The organism is Dietzia sp. ANT_WB102 (assembly GCF_008369165.1).
GTDB lineage: Bacteria > Actinomycetota > Actinomycetes > Mycobacteriales > Mycobacteriaceae > Dietzia.
Window position 1 is genome coordinate 388,899 of the sequence record NZ_VOBA01000002.1, and the last position, 15,246, is coordinate 404,144.

Annotated in this window: 14 protein-coding genes; 5 read left to right on the forward strand and 9 right to left on the reverse strand. The window is 68.5% G+C overall.

The window, feature by feature from the left end:
• Window positions 1-79 precede the first annotated feature (79 nt).
• Window positions 80-1,513: a type I glutamate--ammonia ligase gene (gene glnA, locus FQ137_RS13520; RefSeq protein ID WP_149293117.1), complete on the reverse strand. Its 1,434-nt coding sequence runs from the start codon at window positions 1,511-1,513 to the stop codon at window positions 80-82.
• 219 nt (window positions 1,514-1,732) lie between these two features.
• Here glnA and FQ137_RS13525 point away from each other — a divergent pair, with 219 nt between their 5' ends.
• The gene (locus FQ137_RS13525; RefSeq protein ID WP_149293118.1) at window positions 1,733-2,218 is read left to right on the forward strand and encodes an RDD family protein; all 486 of its coding nucleotides are present in this window, start codon (window positions 1,733-1,735) and stop codon (window positions 2,216-2,218) included.
• A gap of 73 nt (window positions 2,219-2,291) precedes the next feature.
• Here the strand turns inward: FQ137_RS13525 and FQ137_RS13530 are convergent, their stop codons facing one another.
• From FQ137_RS13530 to sucB, 4 genes are all read right to left on the reverse strand, one after another.
• Window positions 2,292-3,047, reverse strand: coding sequence for a DUF4191 domain-containing protein (locus FQ137_RS13530; RefSeq protein ID WP_149293119.1), 756 nt, complete (start codon window positions 3,045-3,047; stop codon window positions 2,292-2,294).
• Between the two features lie 84 nt (window positions 3,048-3,131).
• Window positions 3,132-4,148: a lipoyl synthase gene (gene lipA / locus FQ137_RS13535; RefSeq protein ID WP_188065034.1), complete on the reverse strand. Its 1,017-nt coding sequence runs from the start codon at window positions 4,146-4,148 to the stop codon at window positions 3,132-3,134.
• Window positions 4,149-4,169: 21 nt separating this feature from the next.
• Complete coding sequence (gene lipB / locus FQ137_RS13540; protein WP_149293120.1) at window positions 4,170-4,847, reverse strand: lipoyl(octanoyl) transferase LipB; 678 nt, start codon at window positions 4,845-4,847, stop codon at window positions 4,170-4,172.
• 84 nt (window positions 4,848-4,931) lie between these two features.
• A complete protein-coding gene (gene sucB, locus FQ137_RS13545; protein ID WP_149293121.1) occupies window positions 4,932-6,785 on the reverse strand; it encodes a 2-oxoglutarate dehydrogenase, E2 component, dihydrolipoamide succinyltransferase in 1,854 nt (617 codons plus the stop codon).
• A gap of 290 nt (window positions 6,786-7,075) precedes the next feature.
• Between sucB and FQ137_RS13550 the strand changes: the two genes are divergently transcribed.
• A complete protein-coding gene (locus FQ137_RS13550) occupies window positions 7,076-7,441 on the forward strand; it encodes an oxidoreductase (RefSeq protein WP_149293122.1) in 366 nt (121 codons plus the stop codon).
• A gap of 14 nt (window positions 7,442-7,455) precedes the next feature.
• On the opposite strand, the gene FQ137_RS13555 is transcribed toward FQ137_RS13550, so the two are convergent.
• Window positions 7,456-8,970, reverse strand: coding sequence for a leucyl aminopeptidase (locus tag FQ137_RS13555; protein ID WP_149293123.1), 1,515 nt, complete (start codon window positions 8,968-8,970; stop codon window positions 7,456-7,458).
• A gap of 144 nt (window positions 8,971-9,114) precedes the next feature.
• On the opposite strand from FQ137_RS13555, the gene gcvT reads away from it, so the two are divergent.
• Both gcvT and FQ137_RS13565 read left to right on the forward strand, forming a co-directional pair.
• Window positions 9,115-10,227, forward strand: coding sequence for a glycine cleavage system aminomethyltransferase GcvT (gene gcvT / locus FQ137_RS13560; RefSeq protein ID WP_149293124.1), 1,113 nt, complete (start codon window positions 9,115-9,117; stop codon window positions 10,225-10,227).
• Between the two features lie 32 nt (window positions 10,228-10,259).
• Window positions 10,260-11,351, forward strand: a complete 1,092-nt coding sequence (locus FQ137_RS13565) for a branched-chain amino acid aminotransferase (protein ID WP_149293125.1) — start codon at window positions 10,260-10,262, stop codon at window positions 11,349-11,351.
• A 44-nt stretch (window positions 11,352-11,395) separates the two neighbouring features.
• On the opposite strand, the gene FQ137_RS13570 is transcribed toward FQ137_RS13565, so the two are convergent.
• Genes FQ137_RS13570 through FQ137_RS13580 form a run of 3 tightly spaced genes read right to left on the reverse strand, consistent with a single transcriptional unit; the run spans window position 11,396 to window position 14,672 of the window.
• Window positions 11,396-12,172, reverse strand: a complete 777-nt coding sequence (locus FQ137_RS13570; RefSeq protein ID WP_149293126.1) for an adenosylcobinamide-GDP ribazoletransferase — start codon at window positions 12,170-12,172, stop codon at window positions 11,396-11,398.
• A 6-nt stretch (window positions 12,173-12,178) separates the two neighbouring features.
• A complete protein-coding gene (gene cobT, locus FQ137_RS13575) occupies window positions 12,179-13,951 on the reverse strand; it encodes a nicotinate-nucleotide--dimethylbenzimidazole phosphoribosyltransferase (RefSeq protein WP_149293127.1) in 1,773 nt (590 codons plus the stop codon).
• 37 nt (window positions 13,952-13,988) lie between these two features.
• Window positions 13,989-14,672: a DUF3043 domain-containing protein gene (locus tag FQ137_RS13580; RefSeq protein WP_149293128.1), complete on the reverse strand. Its 684-nt coding sequence runs from the start codon at window positions 14,670-14,672 to the stop codon at window positions 13,989-13,991.
• A gap of 165 nt (window positions 14,673-14,837) precedes the next feature.
• Between FQ137_RS13580 and FQ137_RS13585 the strand changes: the two genes are divergently transcribed.
• Window positions 14,838-15,185 (forward strand): iron-sulfur cluster assembly accessory protein, encoded by a 348-nt coding sequence (locus tag FQ137_RS13585; protein ID WP_149293129.1) that lies wholly within the window; start codon window positions 14,838-14,840, stop codon window positions 15,183-15,185.
• The last annotated feature ends 61 nt before the right edge of the window (window positions 15,186-15,246 follow it).

Genomic DNA, 15,246 nt, shown 5'->3' on the forward strand with positions numbered 1-15,246 from the left:
CTGAACCGAATACACCAGAGACGAATGTCGTCCTGACCTACGCCATCAGCTCGTGGCGCAGGTCAGGACTGGGAGCTCGTCAGCAGTCGTAGTAGAGCTCAAACTCGTGCGGGTGCGGGCGGAGATTGACCGGCGCGATCTCCTTCTCACGCTTGAAGGAGATCCAGTTCTCGATGAGGTCCTCGGTGAACACGCCGCCCTCGGTGAGGTATTCGTGGTCCTGCTCGAGGCGGTCGATGACCGCGGATAGCGAAGTGGGCGCCTGCGGAATGTCGGCGGCCTCCTCCGGCGGGAGCTCGTAGAGGTCCTTGTCGACCGGGGCCAGAGGCTCGATCTTGTTCTTCACGCCGTCGATGCCGGCCATCATCATCGCGGCGAACGCAAAGTACGGGTTACCGGAGGAGTCGGGGCAGCGGAACTCGATGCGCTTGGCCTTGGGGTTGTTGCCGGTGATCGGGATCCGGACGCACGCCGATCGGTTGCGCTGTGAGTACACCAGGTTAATCGGGGCCTCGTAGCCCGGGACGAGCCGGTGATAGGAGTTGATCGTGGGATTGGTGAACGCCAGTAGCGACGGCGCGTGGTGCAGGATGCCGCCGATGTAGTACCGAGCGATGTCGGACAACCCTGCGTACCCGGACTCGTCGTGGAAAAGCGGCTTTCCGTCCTTCCACAGCGACTGGTGGGCGTGCATGCCCGAGCCGTTGTCGCCGAAGAGCGGCTTGGGCATGAAGGTGGCCGACTTGCCGTTCTTCCAGGCCGTGTTCTTGACGATGTACTTGAACAGCTGGACGTCGTCGGCGGCGCGCAGCAGTGTGTTGAATTTGTAGTTGATCTCCTGCTGGGCGCCGGCAACCTCGTGGTGCAGACGCTCGAGCTCGAAGCCGGCGTTGGTGAGGTTGGTAGACATCTCGTCGCGCAAGTCGACGAAGTGGTCGTACGGGGCGACCGGGAAGTACCCGCCCTTGGAGCGAACCTTGTAGCCGAGGTTGGGTGAACCGTCGGCTTCGGTCTCGGCACCGGTGTTCCAGTGCCCGGCGACAGAGTCCAGTTCGTAGAACCCGTGGTTGGTTCCGCTGCCGTAGCGGACGGAGTCGAAGATGAAGAACTCGGCCTCGGCGCCGAAGAAGCAGGTGTCCGCGATACCGGTTGAGACCAGGTACTCCTCGGCCTTGCGGGCGACGTTTCGCGGGTCGCGGCTGTAGGCCTCACGGGTGAAGGGGTCGTGGACGAAGCAGCTGATGTTGAGCGTCTTGGCTTTGCGGAACTGGTCGAGGCGGGCCGTGGCGACATCCGGAAGGAGCATCATGTCGGACTCGTGGATCGACTGGAAGCCCCGGATGGAGGAGCCGTCGAAGGCCAAGCCTTCCTCGATCATGTCCTCGTCGAACGCCGCTGCGGCGATCGTGAAGTGCTGCTCGTTGCCCGGCATGTCCGTGAATCGGATGTCGATGTATTCGACGCCCTCGTCCTTAATGAACTTGACGACCTCGTCCGGAGTGGAGAATGCCACGATTCGCTCCTCGTCTTTCTGTGCGACGGGTGACCGGTGTCTCCCGTCGTGCGATGACCTCACGATATGGGCGAGGTGTTGCCCGGCCGTCAACCGAATGTTTCGCCGGTGTTACGCCACCGGCCGGGTGTGGTCCCTCCCAATGGGGTCAGCTTAGTCGTGCGGGTAGGGGTGTCGCCGACATGGGGATCGGCAGGGCGCCGGGCTACCCTGGGCACCATGCGTGACGTTGCGGGATCATGGCTGTCCGGACCCACCTCCGGCACTGGGCCGGAGCAGAAATACAAGGGCGAGCGTCTCGGCCTCCCAGCGTCCGGCACGGGCTCGATCGCCCCGCTCGGCGTTCGGTTGAGTGCCCTCGTGGTGGACTGGCTCCTCGCCTACGGGCTGGTCGGGGTCATCGTGATGGTGGGCGGCCCGGGAGCGCTGGGAGGTGAGTCGTTCTCCGCTGTCGCGAGTTGGGCGGTGCCGCTGATCTGGGGCGCGAGCGGCGTGATCTGCGTGTGGCTGTTCGCGCAGACGCCTGGTCAGGCAGTGGTCGGTATCGGCACGGCTCGGATTGACGCCGACGAACGCGTGGGTTTCGGTCGCTCGCTGGTTCGAGTGGTCTTCATTTTCTTCCTGCTGCCTCCACTCATCCAAGACGAAGACGGCCGCGGCATGCACGACCGCGCCACCGGCACCGCGCTCATCCGCACCCGCTAACAACCGACGCCCGCGGCCCGTGGTGGGCGGCAGGCGTCGGGGACCCGGCGGGGTCGCCAGTAACGGCGGGCGGTCAGCCTCGGCGGCGGGCGCTACGCTGGATGCTCCGGACCTTCGCACCCTGGGGGACCGGGCCCTTGGGCATCTGGTTCTGCACGCCGGTCTTGGTGCTCAGGGCGCGGAGGCGGGTGTCGAGGGCGTCGACCTTGGCCCGGCTGATGTTCATCGGGTAGCGGGTGAGGCGACGATTGAGTTTGCGCAGCGGCACCTGCTCAGGGGACGCGCCCTCCTCGTTGCCGACGATCAGTTCGTAGATCGGGGTGTCGCCCACCACCCGGGCGACCTTCTTCTTCTCCTGCGCCATGAGCGGCTTGAGGCGCCGGGGCTCGCCCTCGCCCACGATCACGATTCCGCACCGACCGACCACGCGGTGGACCGCGTCGAAGCTCGTCGTGGCGGCGACGGCCTGGTTGACCCGCCATCCGGACCGCAGTTGATCCAGGGCCCACGCGGCGGCACCCGGTTGCCCCTCGGCCTTGCCGTAGACGGTGCCCTGTACCCGGCGCGAGAAGATCACCATCGCGAGCATGAGGCCGGTGAGCACTCCCAGCGGGAGCATCCACCATTCCCCACCCCACAGAGTGCCGAGCAGGAAGAACACGACCATCGACACCACGAGCGCACCGATCATCAGCGGCCACAGGAGCTTGTCCTGCTTGGACTGGATCTTCAGCGCCTGCCACATCTGGCCGCGCTGTTCTTTGCCCGCCTGCCGCCTGGCGGTTCGGGCCGCCTTCTTCTCCGCCTTGGTGAGCTCGCTCTTCGCCATGCCCACCAGGATACGTGGCGGCGAACGCGGTCCGGGAACTGCGGCTCGTGGAAGGGGTGACCTGCCGGCGCGGGCGAGGAATGGTCAGACGCGGGTGCGTTCGCGCTCCAGAACGCTCGAGGCCTCCTGGGACGCTGCCCCGCCGGTCGTCAGCTGCGCCAGATGGTCCGGAACCTCCTGGCCGCGGTGCTCCAGCGCCTGGACGTACAGCCTGCCGGCGCGGTACGAGGAGCGAACGAGGGGGCCGGCCATGACCCCGGCGAAGCCGATTTCGCGGGCCTGATCCGACAGCTCGACGAATTCCTCGGGCTTGACCCAGCGGTCGATCGGGTGGTGCAGCGGGCTCGGCCTCAGGTACTGCGTGATGGTGAGGATGTCACAGCCCGCGGAGTGCAGGTCGCGCATCGCGTCGACGACTTCGTCTGTCGTCTCTCCCATCCCCAGGATGAGGTTGGACTTGGTGACCAGGCCGAAGTCGCGGGCGGCCCGGATCACCTCGAGGGAGCGGTCGAACCGGAATGCCGGGCGGATCCGCTTGAAGATCCGCGGCACGGTCTCGAGGTTGTGTGCGAGAACCTCGGGACGTGACTCGAACACCTCAGCCAGCTGGTCGGGGTTCCCGTTGAAGTCGGGGATGAGGTTCTCCACCCCCGTGTTGGGGTTGAGCTCGTGGATCTTGCGGACGGTCTCCGCGTACAGCCACGCACCGCCGTCCTCCAGGTCGTCGCGGGCCACACCCGTGATGGTGGAGTAACGAAGACCCATCTCGCGCACGGACTCGGCCACACGGCGCGGCTCGTCCCGATCGAGGGCGCTGGGTTTGCCGGTGTCGATCTGGCAGAAGTCACAACGGCGGGTGCACTGCTCGCCGCCGATGAGGAACGTCGCCTCCCGGTCCTCCCAACACTCGTAGATGTTCGGGCACCCGGCCTCCTCGCACACCGTGTGGAGGCCACCTGTGCGGACCAGGCCTTTGAGTTCCTTGTACTCGGGACCCATGGTGGCCCGGGTCCGGATCCACGACGGCTTGCGCTCGATAGGCGTCTCGGCGTTACGGGCCTCGATACGGAGGAGCTTGCGGCCTTCAGGAGTCACAGTCACGGCCGCAAGCCTACGCGCGAATCACGCCACGGGCAGTCGGCCATCGAGCGCTTCCACCATGTCGGAGGTGACCTGGTCCAGGACCTCCGACACTGGCACGGGGCGACCGAGTTCGGCGGTGAGCGAGGTGACGCCGGCGTCGACGATCCCGCAGGGGACGATCCGGGAGAACGCCGATAGGTCGCAGTCGCAGTTGAGTGAGAACCCGTGCATCGTGACGCCCCGCTGGACGCGGATTCCGATGGCGGCGATCTTGCGCTCGGGCCTGCCGTCCGAGGCCGTGCACCAGACCCCGGAGCGCCCGTCGACCCGTCCGGCCTCGACGCCGAGTCGCGCGCAGGTGGTGATGAGGGCCTGCTCGACGCGTCGAACGTACTCGACCACGTCGATGGGGTCGGTCAGCGCGATGATCGGGTAGCCCACCAACTGGCCGGGCCCGTGCCAGGTGATGCGCCCGCCGCGGTCGACGTCGACGACCGGGGTCCCGTCGGTCGGGAGGTCGGACGGCTCGGTGCGCTTGCCCGCGGTATAGGTGGCGGGGTGCTCCAGTAGCAGGATCGTGTCCCCGCGTACCCCCTCGGCGCGCTCTTCTGCGAGAGACCGTTGGAGATCCCACGTGGGGCTGTACTCTACGGTGCCGAGCCGACGGATCTCCGGGGGCGCCGGATCGCGGCGCAATGATTGACCGGTGTGAGGCATGTCTCCAGCTTAGGCCGAGCAGTGCGCTGACGACGACGGGCGCCCTCCATCGAGGAGGGCGCCCGTCGCCTGGGTCAGCGGAACCTAGAGGTCGAGGTCACCGTCGAACTCGGCCTTCTCCAACCGGTCCTTCACCGTGGTGAGGAAGCGGCCGGCGTCGGCGCCGTCGATCAGGCGGTGGTCGTAGGTCATCGGGACAAAGCCCATCGACCTGATGGCGATGGACTCGCCGTCCGCGTCAGCGTCAACGACCGGCCGCCGAACGATCGCACCGGTGCCCAGCATCGCCGCCTGCGGCGGGACGAGGATCGGGGTGTCGAACAGGGCTCCCTCGCTACCGATGTTGGTGATGGTGAACGTGCCGCCCTGGAGGTCGTCCGGGGTGAGCTTGGATGATCGCGCCCGCTCGGCCAGGTCGATGATCGCCTTGGCCAGCCCCGGAATGTCCAGGTCCTGCGCGTTGTGGATCACCGGGGAGAGTAGCCCCGCCTCGGTGTCCACGGCGATCCCGAGGTTCACCGAACCGTGGTAGGTGATCTCGTTGGTGCCCTCGTCGTAGGACGCGTTGACGTTCGGGTGCGAGACCAGGGCTTCGACGACCGCCTTGGCGTAGAACGGAAGATACGTGAGCTTGACGCCGTGCTTGTCGACGAACTGTTCCTTGACCTGCGAGCGCAGCTGCGCCACCCGGGTCATGTCGACCTCGAAGACCTGCGTGAGCTGGGCCGTGGCCTGCAGCGACTCGCGAGTCTTCTGCGCCGTGATCTTTCGGATCCGGTTGGCCTTCTTCGTGGTGCCACGGAGCTCTGCGAGCTCCGGTCGCACACCAGCCTTGGAAGGACCGCCGGAGGGCGCCTTCTTCTCTGCGGGGGCTTCGGCTGCGGAGGCGGATCCCGAGCCCTCGGCCGCCGCGAGGACGTCCTGCTTACGGATCCGGCCACCGATGCCGGTGCCCTTGACCGAGTCCAGGTCGACACCGTGCTCCTGTGCGAGCTTGCGTACCAGTGGGGTGACATACGGTGAGGTCCCGGCCTTGGCGGCCGCTGCGGGCTCGGCCCGCTTCGGCACGTCACGAGATGCTTCACCGCCGGAGGGCTTCTCCGACTCGCGCGGCTTCTCGGCCTTCTTCTCGGTTTTCTGTTCGGACCTGGTTTCCGCCTCGGCGGCGGCCCTCGACTCGGTCTCCGGGGTGTCCTGGGGGACCTCGTCCTCACCGGAAGCGTCCACATCTGCGGTCTTGTCGTCGGTCGCGTTCTGCTCTTCGGCCGACTGGTCGTCGGAGTTGTCCTCGTCGGAGTCTGCGGTGTCTCCGTCGCCGATGATGGCGAGGGTTGCGCCGACGTCGACGGTCTCGTCCTCCTCGGCGACGATCTTCTGGAGGGTGCCTGCGATGGGGGAGGGGATCTCGGTGTCGACCTTGTCGGTGGAGACCTCGAGCAGGGGCTCGTCGATGTCGACGGTGTCGCCGACGGACTTGAGCCACTTGGTGATGGTGCCCTCGGTGACGGACTCGCCGAGTTCGGGCATGACCACGTCGGTGCCCTTGCCGCCGCCGCCCTTGCTCGTCCCCGTGTCGTTGCCCGAGGGCTTCGCCGCGGGGGTGGGCTCTTCGGCGGGCTCGTCCGCGGAGTCGTCGACATCGTCGGCGGAGTCATCCGCCTGGTCCGCATCCGCGGAACCGGAATCGTCCGATCCGCCCGAGCCATCGTCGATGATGGCGAGCTCCCCGCCGATCTCGACGGTCTCGTCCTCCTCGGCGACGATCTTCGTCAGCGTGCCGGCCGCGGGCGAGGGGATCTCGGTGTCGACCTTGTCGGTGGAGACCTCGAGCAATGGCTCGTCGACCTCGACCGTGTCCCCCTCCTTCTTGAGCCAGCGGGTAACCGTGCCCTCGCTGACGGATTCACCGAGAGCCGGCATCTGTACGGAGAAGGCCATGGTGTCGTGACTCCTCAAGAGTTCTCAAGCGCTCTCAGCCGGCGCGGTCCGCGCCCGCGTGAGCGGCGTCGTGGGTGTGAGTTATCTATTCGTTGTGATGGTCCGAGAGTAGATGCGCGGTAGCGCCCGTCCCAGGATCGTCGTCCATTGTGCCCTCTGCCACCTGTCGGCGTCGGCGGACGTGCCGATCCGGGGGTTGTCCGCAGCGTGACAGCCGTCGGGCGTCGGTACGATCGTTTCTCGTAGACGGCCTTCACCCCGTACGGGGGGCCGACGGGAGGAGTCCGGCTGTGGGTATCGGTGACCTGTTCCGGCGTCGTCGGCCGCGGATCCCTGCGGACCCAGCCGACCTCGACCACCTGCGTAGGTGGTGCCGCACCCGCGTCGGCATCGAGGCCTACCTCGAGCCCGAGACGCTCGTCTCGGTCCCGGGCCTGTGCCTGGTCGCCTTCGACGGCGAGTGGACCCGCCGCCCGGTCGGCGACGTGACCACGGCGCGAAAAATCGCGGCGCAACTGAAACTGCCCCTGTTCGACGCTTCCGTGCAGGGTTATCCCCAGCGCATGCGTGACTTCGAGGAGGTCCGCATCACACGCGAGCGGCGCGAGCGCGCCCGTCGGCTCCGCGAACAGATGCGTGAGGCCGACGGGCGCTAGCAGCGGGTCGTGCCTCAGCCGGCGGCCGCGATGTCTTCCAAGACGGCGAGCATCGTCCGAACGGGCACACCGGTCCCGCCCTTGGGCAAGTACCCCTCGGGGGCGCCGTCGTTGTAGGCAGGCCCGGCCACGTCGATGTGGGCCCACTCCACGCCCTCGCCGACGAACTCGGAGAGGAACAGGCCCGCTGAGAGCATGCCGCCCCAGCGATGCGGGGTGACGTTGGTCAGGTCGGCCACCTCGGAGTCGAGGCCGTCACGAAGCTCCTCGGGCAGAGGCATTGGCCATCCGCCCTCGCCGATCTCACGGCTGAGCTCGGCCACCCGGTCACGGAATTCATCGGTGCCCATCACTCCCGGCGTCTTCTTGCCCAGCGCGACCATCTGCGCGCCGGTGAGGGTCGCGGTGTCGATGAGGTGCGACGGCGAGTCCTCGCAAGCGCGCACGATCGCATCGGCCAGGATCAGCCGGCCCTCGGCGTCGGTGTTCTGGACCTCCACGGTCCTTCCGCCGTACATGGTCAGCACGTCGCCGGGTCGGTATGCGGTCGACGACGGCATGTTCTCCGCCATGGGCACGGTGGCGACCACGGTGAGGTCCAGTCCCAACCGGGCGGCCAGGATGGCGGTGGCGACCACGGCCGCAGCGCCGCCCATGTCCATGGTCATCTGCTCCATGCCAGCGGCCGGCTTGATCGAGATGCCGCCGGTGTCGAACGTGACGCCCTTGCCCACCAGCGCGACTGTGGGTCGCCCCTTGGGACCACGATGGGTCAGGCGTACCAGGCGTGGGCCGCGCGAGGAACCGCCGCCCACGGCGAGGATGCCGCCGAACCCCCCCTCCGCGAGCGCGGCCTCGTCGAGCACCTCGACCTCGAGCCCGGCCTCGCGGGACAGCTCGGCCGCGCGATCGGCGAACGACCCGGGGAACAACAGGTTGGGCGGGGTGTTGACCAGGTCTCGCGCGAGGCCGACACACTCGGCGATGGTGGCCGCGCGGGCGACGGCCTCAGCACCCCCGTCGGAGACGAACACCTTCACGGAGTCCATGGTCTCGTCGTCGCCGTCGTTCTTCGCGGTGACCTTGGCCGGGCGGAACGATCCGAGTCCTGCCCCCAGGGCCACCTGCTCGGCGCGTTCGGCATCGAGCAACACCAACGCGGACCCGAGCCCACGGCAGGCGCGTGCAGCGGCACCGGCCGCGCGGCGCAGCGTCTCATCGGTGACCTCGTCATCCGACGCACCCAACCCCACGAGCACCACCGACCCGGCCTGCACGCCGTCCGGTGCGGGCACGCGAGTGGTGGCGGCGACCTTGGTGGACGCGCCCACCGAGCGGGCGACCGTGGCGAGCATTGAGGCGACCCCGTCGTCCAACCCGGGGGCGATGACGACAGGCGCAGCGTCGTCTGCGGCCCCGGCATCCGCGACGATCCCGACCACCAGGACATCGGCGTCCACCGGCGTCGTGACCGCCTCGATCGGGGCAAGGTCCGGGCTGTGGGTGAGGATCGACTGCGCGGTCGGCATGAAGCGCTCCTGGGGGTCGGCGGGACTGACGGGAAGGTTCCTTCTGCGCCCGGGCACTGTGGCGGGACCGCCACGGCGAGGGCACCATAGTCTATCGACTAACGTGGGCAGGCAGCCGGACCGGAGAGCGCGAGGAGTGGCCACATGACAGAAACAGGGGACCTTCACGAGGGGCCACTGCACTCCCGTCACGTGGAGGCCGGTGCGACTTTCGCCCCCTTCGGCGGCTGGTCTATGCCCGTGCAGTATTCAGGCACCGTCGCCGAACACACCGCCACCCGCACGGCCGTCGGCCTGTTCGACGTCAGTCACCTCGGCAAGGCACTCGTAACCGGCCCCGGTGCCGCAGAATTCGTCAACTCGTGCTTCACCAACGACATCGATCGGATCTCCGCCGGTAGCGCTCAGTACACGTTGTGCTGCGACGAAAGCGGAGGCGTGGTCGACGACCTCATCGCCTACCGAGTTTCAGACGAGGAGATCTTCCTCATCCCCAACGCTGCCAACACCGCCGAGGTGGTGAGGCGAATGCAGGCCGCCGTGTCCGAGCAGGCTCCCGAGGTCACTGTTACCGACGAGCACCGCTCCCGCGCTGTGATCGCAGTCCAGGGACCTCTCGCGGGCGAGGTGCTTGAGGCGCTGGGACTGCCGACCGACCTCGAATACATGGCGTACGTCGACGCCGACTGGAACGGGCAGACTGTGCGGATCTGCCGCACCGGGTACACCGGCGAGTACGGCTTCGAGGTGCTGCCCGCCTGGGACGAGGCCGGGGCGATCTGGGACGCTCTCGCCGAGCAGGTGCTGTCCCGCGAGGGCGCGCTGTGTGGACTCGGCGCCCGTGACTCGTTGCGCACCGAGGCCGGATACCCGCTGCACGGCAACGAACTGTCCGTGGACCTCAGCCCCCTCGAAGCGCGCTGCGCCTGGGCGATCGGCTGGGACAAGCCGGCCTTCTGGGGCCGCGAGGAACTGCTTCGGCAGAAGGAGGCGGGTCCCGCCCGTCGCTTGTACGCGCTCGAGGTCACCGGGCGCGGGATCCCGCGGGCCGGACAGGCAGTCCGCGCCGGCGGACGCGACGTAGGCGTCACCAGTTCCGGCACGTTCTCGCCGACCCTCAAGACGGGGATCGCGCTCGCGTTCATCGAACTGGAAGCGGGCCTGAAGAAGGGTGACGAGGTCGTCGTCGACGTACGAGGTCGAGAGGTATCGTGCCGCCTCGCGGTGCCCCCGCTCGTCGAGATCCGCACCCGCTGACCCGCCCCTTCATTCAGGAACGAGACCCGTAAATGTCCGAGTTCGACATCCGTCCGTCCACCTCGCCGAGAACAGCCGCCGAGCGTCAGGCGATCCTTGCCGCCCCTGGCTTCGGCAAGTACTTCACCGACCACATGGTCACCCTCCCGTACTCGAACGGGCAGTGGGGAACCCCGGTCGTCGAGGCCTACGCACCGCTGTCCATCGACCCGTCCGCCGTGGTCCTGCACTACGCCCAGACCATCTTCGAGGGGCTCAAGGCCTACCGCCAGGCCGATGACTCGATCTCCTCCTTCCGGCCTGAACAGAACGCCGCCCGCTTCAACCGCTCCGCGCAGCGCCTGGCTATGCCGCAACTGCCGGAAGAGCTGTTCATGGAGTCGCTGCGCCAGATCGTGGCAATCGACCGTGACTGGGTTCCGGCCGCCGGGGGTGAGGAGTCGCTTTACCTGCGGCCCTTCATGATCGCCACCGAGACCGGGCTCGGCGTGCGGCCAGCTGACGAGTACCTCTACTCGGTGATCGCCTCGCCGGCGGGCGCGTATTTCTCCCGGGGAGTGGCCCCGGTGAGCGTCTGGTTGTGCACCGAGTACGTGCGCGCCAGCCCCGGCGGCACCGGGGCGGCCAAGTTCGGCGGCAACTACGCCGCCTCGTTGGCAGCCCAGGAGCAGGCCGCCGCCAAGGGGTGCGACCAGGTGGTCTGGCTCGATGCGATCGAACGCAAGTACGTCGAGGAGATGGGGGGGATGAACCTGTTCTTCGTCCTCGGTTCCGGCGATTCTGCAGAGATCGTGACCCCCGCACTGTCCGGGTCGTTGCTGCCGGGGGTCACCCGCGACAGCCTGCTGCAGCTGGCCCGCCACCTCGGATACCGTGTCACCGAGCGCAAGGTCTCCGTGGATGAGTGGGCGTCTGGCGTGGCCTCAGGCGAGATCTCCGAGGTCTTCGCGTGTGGCACCGCCGCCGTCATCACCCCGGTCGGTTCGGTGCAGCACGCGGACGGTGGCTACACCGTCGGCGACGGCGGGCCGGGCGCCATCACCATGCAGCTCCGCGAGATGCTCACCGGCATCCAGCGCGGATCCGTGGAGGACCCCTTCGGCTGGATGACTACGCTGGTCTGACGACCTGCGTCCAGCGCAGGAGAAAACTCAGAGCAGGAGAAGAATCAGAGCAGGAGCACCGCCGCCACCAGTGCGGCGGCGGTGCCCATCTCGATCACCGATCCGAGGACGTCGCCGTTGATCCCGCCGAATCGACGGACGGCGTGTCGGCCGAACCCCGCCGCCGCGGTATAGGAGAAGATTCCCGCAGCGACGCCGGCCGCGGGCGCCCACCACGTTCCGTCCGACCATCCGGACCCCGCCAGTGCGCCGCCGGCGACCGCACAGACTAGTCCGGTCGTCATCACGACGCCGCGAGACTGCGAGCCGGCGACGAGTGCACCGAAACCGGTCGCCGAGGCTGCGGGGACGCCACGGCGCAGAAGGATCACCGGTAGGCAGCGGGACAGGACCACTGCGGCGACCGGGGCCAGCCAGGCTCCCGAGTCGACCAGGGTGCCCAGGGCCGCAACTTCTGCCAGCAGCACCAATACGAGGGTGGCGGCGCCCATCGGCCCGATGGACCCGGATCGCATGATCTCCAGCGCACGGTCCGGCCCGGCATACGAGCCCAGCCCGTCCGCGACGTCCGCCAGTGCGTCCACGTGCATGCCCCGCGTCAATGCCAGCATGGCCGCGACGCCGACAACGCCGGACAGATGTGCCCCCGCTCCCACGGTGTGTGCGCCGTGGGCGAGCGCTGTCGCGACGGTGCCGCACACGAGTCCCACGACGGGCATCGCCGTCATCGCCCGCCCGGCCGCCGCCGGGTCGGGCACACCAGGTCGGCCCACGGGCAGCACCGTCATCCACGAGAGGGCGAGCCGGACCGCGTCGAGCACGAGCCGTCAGTCCTTGCCGCTGACCCCGGCGTCGGCGAACGTCGCCATCTGCGTGAGGATCGCGACGGAGTTGTGGACGACGGGTAGGGCGGCGACGGCGCCACTCCCTTCGCCCAGGCGCATCGAGTGTTCGAGGATGGGCTCCAGTGAGAGGTACGTCAGAGCTGCGGTGTGAGCGGGCTCGGCGCTGCGGTGGCCGGCCGTCCACCACTGGCGGGAACCGGGGGCCAGTGCCTCGGCCATGAGCGCGGCGGCGGTGACCACGGAACCGTCGAGCAGACACGGAGTCTTTCGGATCGCGGCTTGGGCCAGGAACCCGGCCATCGCGGCGAGGTCCGCACCGCCGACCTTGCGTAGCATCGCCACGGGGTCACGCAGGTCGCCGGACGCCCGGAACATGGCGTCCCGGATCGCGGCGGTCTTTCGCATCCACCCCTCGTCGTCGATCCCGGTCCCGCGCCCGACCAGCTCAACCGGCTCGCGCCCGGTGACGAGGCACGTCAACACTGTGGCCGGCGTGGTGTTACCGATTCCGAGGTCTCCGGCGATGAGCAGGTCGGCCCCAGAGTCGACCTCCTCGTCGGCGATGCGCCGGCCTGCGGCGATCGCGGCGCGCACCTCCTCGGGGCTCAGGGCATCCTCCCGATCAATCGAGCCGCTGGAGCGGCGGATCTTGTGATCGTCGAGTCTCCCGGGCCGCTCGGCCGACATCGCCATGTCTGCCACCCGGACCGTGGCGCCGGCGGTGCCCGCGAGGACGGACACTGCCGCCCCGCCGGCCACGATGTTGTCGGCCATCTGCAACGTGACATCGCGTGGGAACGCGGACACCCCGTGTTCAGCGACCCCGTGGTCACCGGCGAACACCACCACCCTGGCGCGGTCGAGCGGCCGGGGTGGGCATGCCTCCTGGCACGAGGAGATCCACACGCCCAGTTCCTCGAGCCGACCGAGGGAATTCGCGGGTTTGGTCAGCGTGAGATGTCGGGCGCGGGCTTCTTCGGCGACGGAGTGGGACGGCGGGTGGACCGGCGGGAAGGTGACGGGGTCGTCGTAGTAGGCGACGTCACCCAGTCCCGGGAAGTCGTGGGAGATGTCGTTGTCCCCGGGTGTGTACCGCTCTGCGGCGACCGTCGCGGCGGGTGGGGTCACCGCGTCCGCGGGAGCGGCAGCGACTCCGTCGGCCGTGGCCTGCGTGACCGCGGCGGCGGCGGTGGTCCCGGTGGTCACGGTCGCACCGTGGTGCGGGGTGGGAGCGTCGAGGGGGAGCGCACGGCCGGCGACGACGAGGACGGCCGAGTCACACACCGCGGCGAGCCTCCGGTTGAGCGACCCGATGACATCGGCGAAGACCCGACCCGAGAGTGTGTCCGGGACGACACCCAGGCCGACCTCGGGAGAGACCAGGACGAGGGATCCGGGGTGGTCGGCAACAGCGGAGACGAGTGTGTCGAGGTCATCGGCCACTGCGGCGCCACCGTCGGTCCACCCGAGGGTGGCGTCCATACGGCGCGTCAGCCACCCCCCGATATCGTCCACCAGGACGGTCGAGGTCGGGTGCTCGGCGAGGACTCGGACGATGTCCTCCGTCTCCTCCGTCTGCCAGTCCGAGGGCCTGCGATCGCGGTGTGCCTCGATCCGCGCGGACATCTCGTCGTCGTCGGGGTCTCGTCTGGCTGTGGCCACGTACACGACGTCACCGCCGCCGGTGGCGGCGGCCACGGACTCGGCGTGAGCGGATTTTCCTGAGCGGGTACCACCGAGGACGAGCAGGCGCATGTGGTCAAGCCCTTCCGGGAGCAGCGGCGGGAACGGGTCAGATCGCGTCGCCCGGGCGGACCCGGGGACGTGGGGTGCGGAGCATCCGGGGCTGGGTCGCGCGCATGACCGCATACCAGCCCATGCCGAAACCGGTGTCGTCGGTGGACGGGAACCTCTCACGGACTGCACGGTTGACGGTCCGTCCGAGGAGGACGCCGTCAATGATGACCACCGCGATGAGGACCAGGAACAGGGTTTGACTGTAGGCCATGAGGGCCGGGTTCGGGACGAGCTGGAACACGATCACGAACAGGGCTAGCGGCATGAACCAGTTGATGAGGCGTCGGTGGGTGTCCACCCAGTCGCGGGCGAAGCGACGGACCTCGCCTCGATCGCGGGAGAGCACGTAGCGGTCGTCGCCCTCCATCATGAGCTGCCGGCGCTCCTCGCGGGCCGCACGATCGTCGGCCTTGGCGGCCCGACGCTCGTCCTTGGTCATGGTGGCCCGCGCGGCCTTGCGGCGTTCCCTGGCCTCTTTCCGGGTGACCGGTGCGGTCACCGGCCCCTGGCGCATGCCGCGGGCTCGCTCCTGGTCGCGGCGCCGGGGCGTCGGCTTGCCCTTGCCCGCGGGGCGGCGCGGGTCGACGGACGGCTCGGATGCAAGTGCAGCCTCGGGCCGCACCTCGGGGGAGCTTTTGTTGGTCTCGTCGTCTCTGGAGCCGAATGCGCGCAACTTCACACACCCAGGTTAGGCGATCGACACGTGCGCCGGACATTCACCCGTACGCCGCAGCAGGCGTATCGTGTGCGTGGGAACGGGTGCCGGGGAATAGAGGACTCCCCGGCGGGCGTTGGACCTTTTATACCGCCCCCGAAGCCCTCTCGGATCGCAAGGAGAACCGACATGACCACTGCGGAGAACACCGCTACCGGCGTACTGCTCACGGACGCCGCCGCCTCCAAGGCCAAGGCCCTGCTCGATCAGGAGGGTCGTGACGACCTCTCGCTGCGCATCGCCGTCCAGCCCGGTGGATGCGCGGGACTGCGCTACCAGCTCTTCTTTGACGACCGATCGCTCGACGGTGACGTCGTGGACGACTTCGGCGGGATCAAGCTCGCCGTCGACCGGATGAGCGTGCCGTACCTCACGGGCGCCTCGATCGACTTCGTCGACACCATCGAGAAGCAGGGCTTCACGATCGACAACCCCCAGGCGACAGGCTCCTGCGCGTGCGGTGACTCGTTCAACTGACTCTGTGGTCGCGTTGACGACCTGACGACCCGGGCCGGTAAGGGATCGGTCCGGGTCGTCT

What these genes read in the sequence shown, in the direction of transcription:
- FQ137_RS13525 (WP_149293118.1), top strand. Translation starts at nt 1,733, where the DNA reads ATGCGTGACGTTGCGGGATCATGGCTGTCCGGACCCACCTCCGGCACT.
- FQ137_RS13530 (WP_149293119.1), bottom strand. Translation starts at nt 3,047, where the DNA reads ATGGCGAAGAGCGAGCTCACCAAGGCGGAGAAGAAGGCGGCCCGAACC.
- lipB (WP_149293120.1), bottom strand. Translation starts at nt 4,847, where the DNA reads ATGCCTCACACCGGTCAATCATTGCGCCGCGATCCGGCGCCCCCGGAG.
- sucB (WP_149293121.1), bottom strand. Translation starts at nt 6,785, where the DNA reads ATGGCCTTCTCCGTACAGATGCCGGCTCTCGGTGAATCCGTCAGCGAG.
- FQ137_RS13555 (WP_149293123.1), bottom strand. Translation starts at nt 8,970, where the DNA reads ATGCCGACCGCGCAGTCGATCCTCACCCACAGCCCGGACCTTGCCCCG.
- gcvT (WP_149293124.1), top strand. Translation starts at nt 9,115, where the DNA reads ATGACAGAAACAGGGGACCTTCACGAGGGGCCACTGCACTCCCGTCAC.
- FQ137_RS13565 (WP_149293125.1), top strand. Translation starts at nt 10,260, where the DNA reads ATGTCCGAGTTCGACATCCGTCCGTCCACCTCGCCGAGAACAGCCGCC.
- cobT (WP_149293127.1), bottom strand. Translation starts at nt 13,951, where the DNA reads ATGCGCCTGCTCGTCCTCGGTGGTACCCGCTCAGGAAAATCCGCTCAC.
- FQ137_RS13585 (WP_149293129.1), top strand. Translation starts at nt 14,838, where the DNA reads ATGACCACTGCGGAGAACACCGCTACCGGCGTACTGCTCACGGACGCC.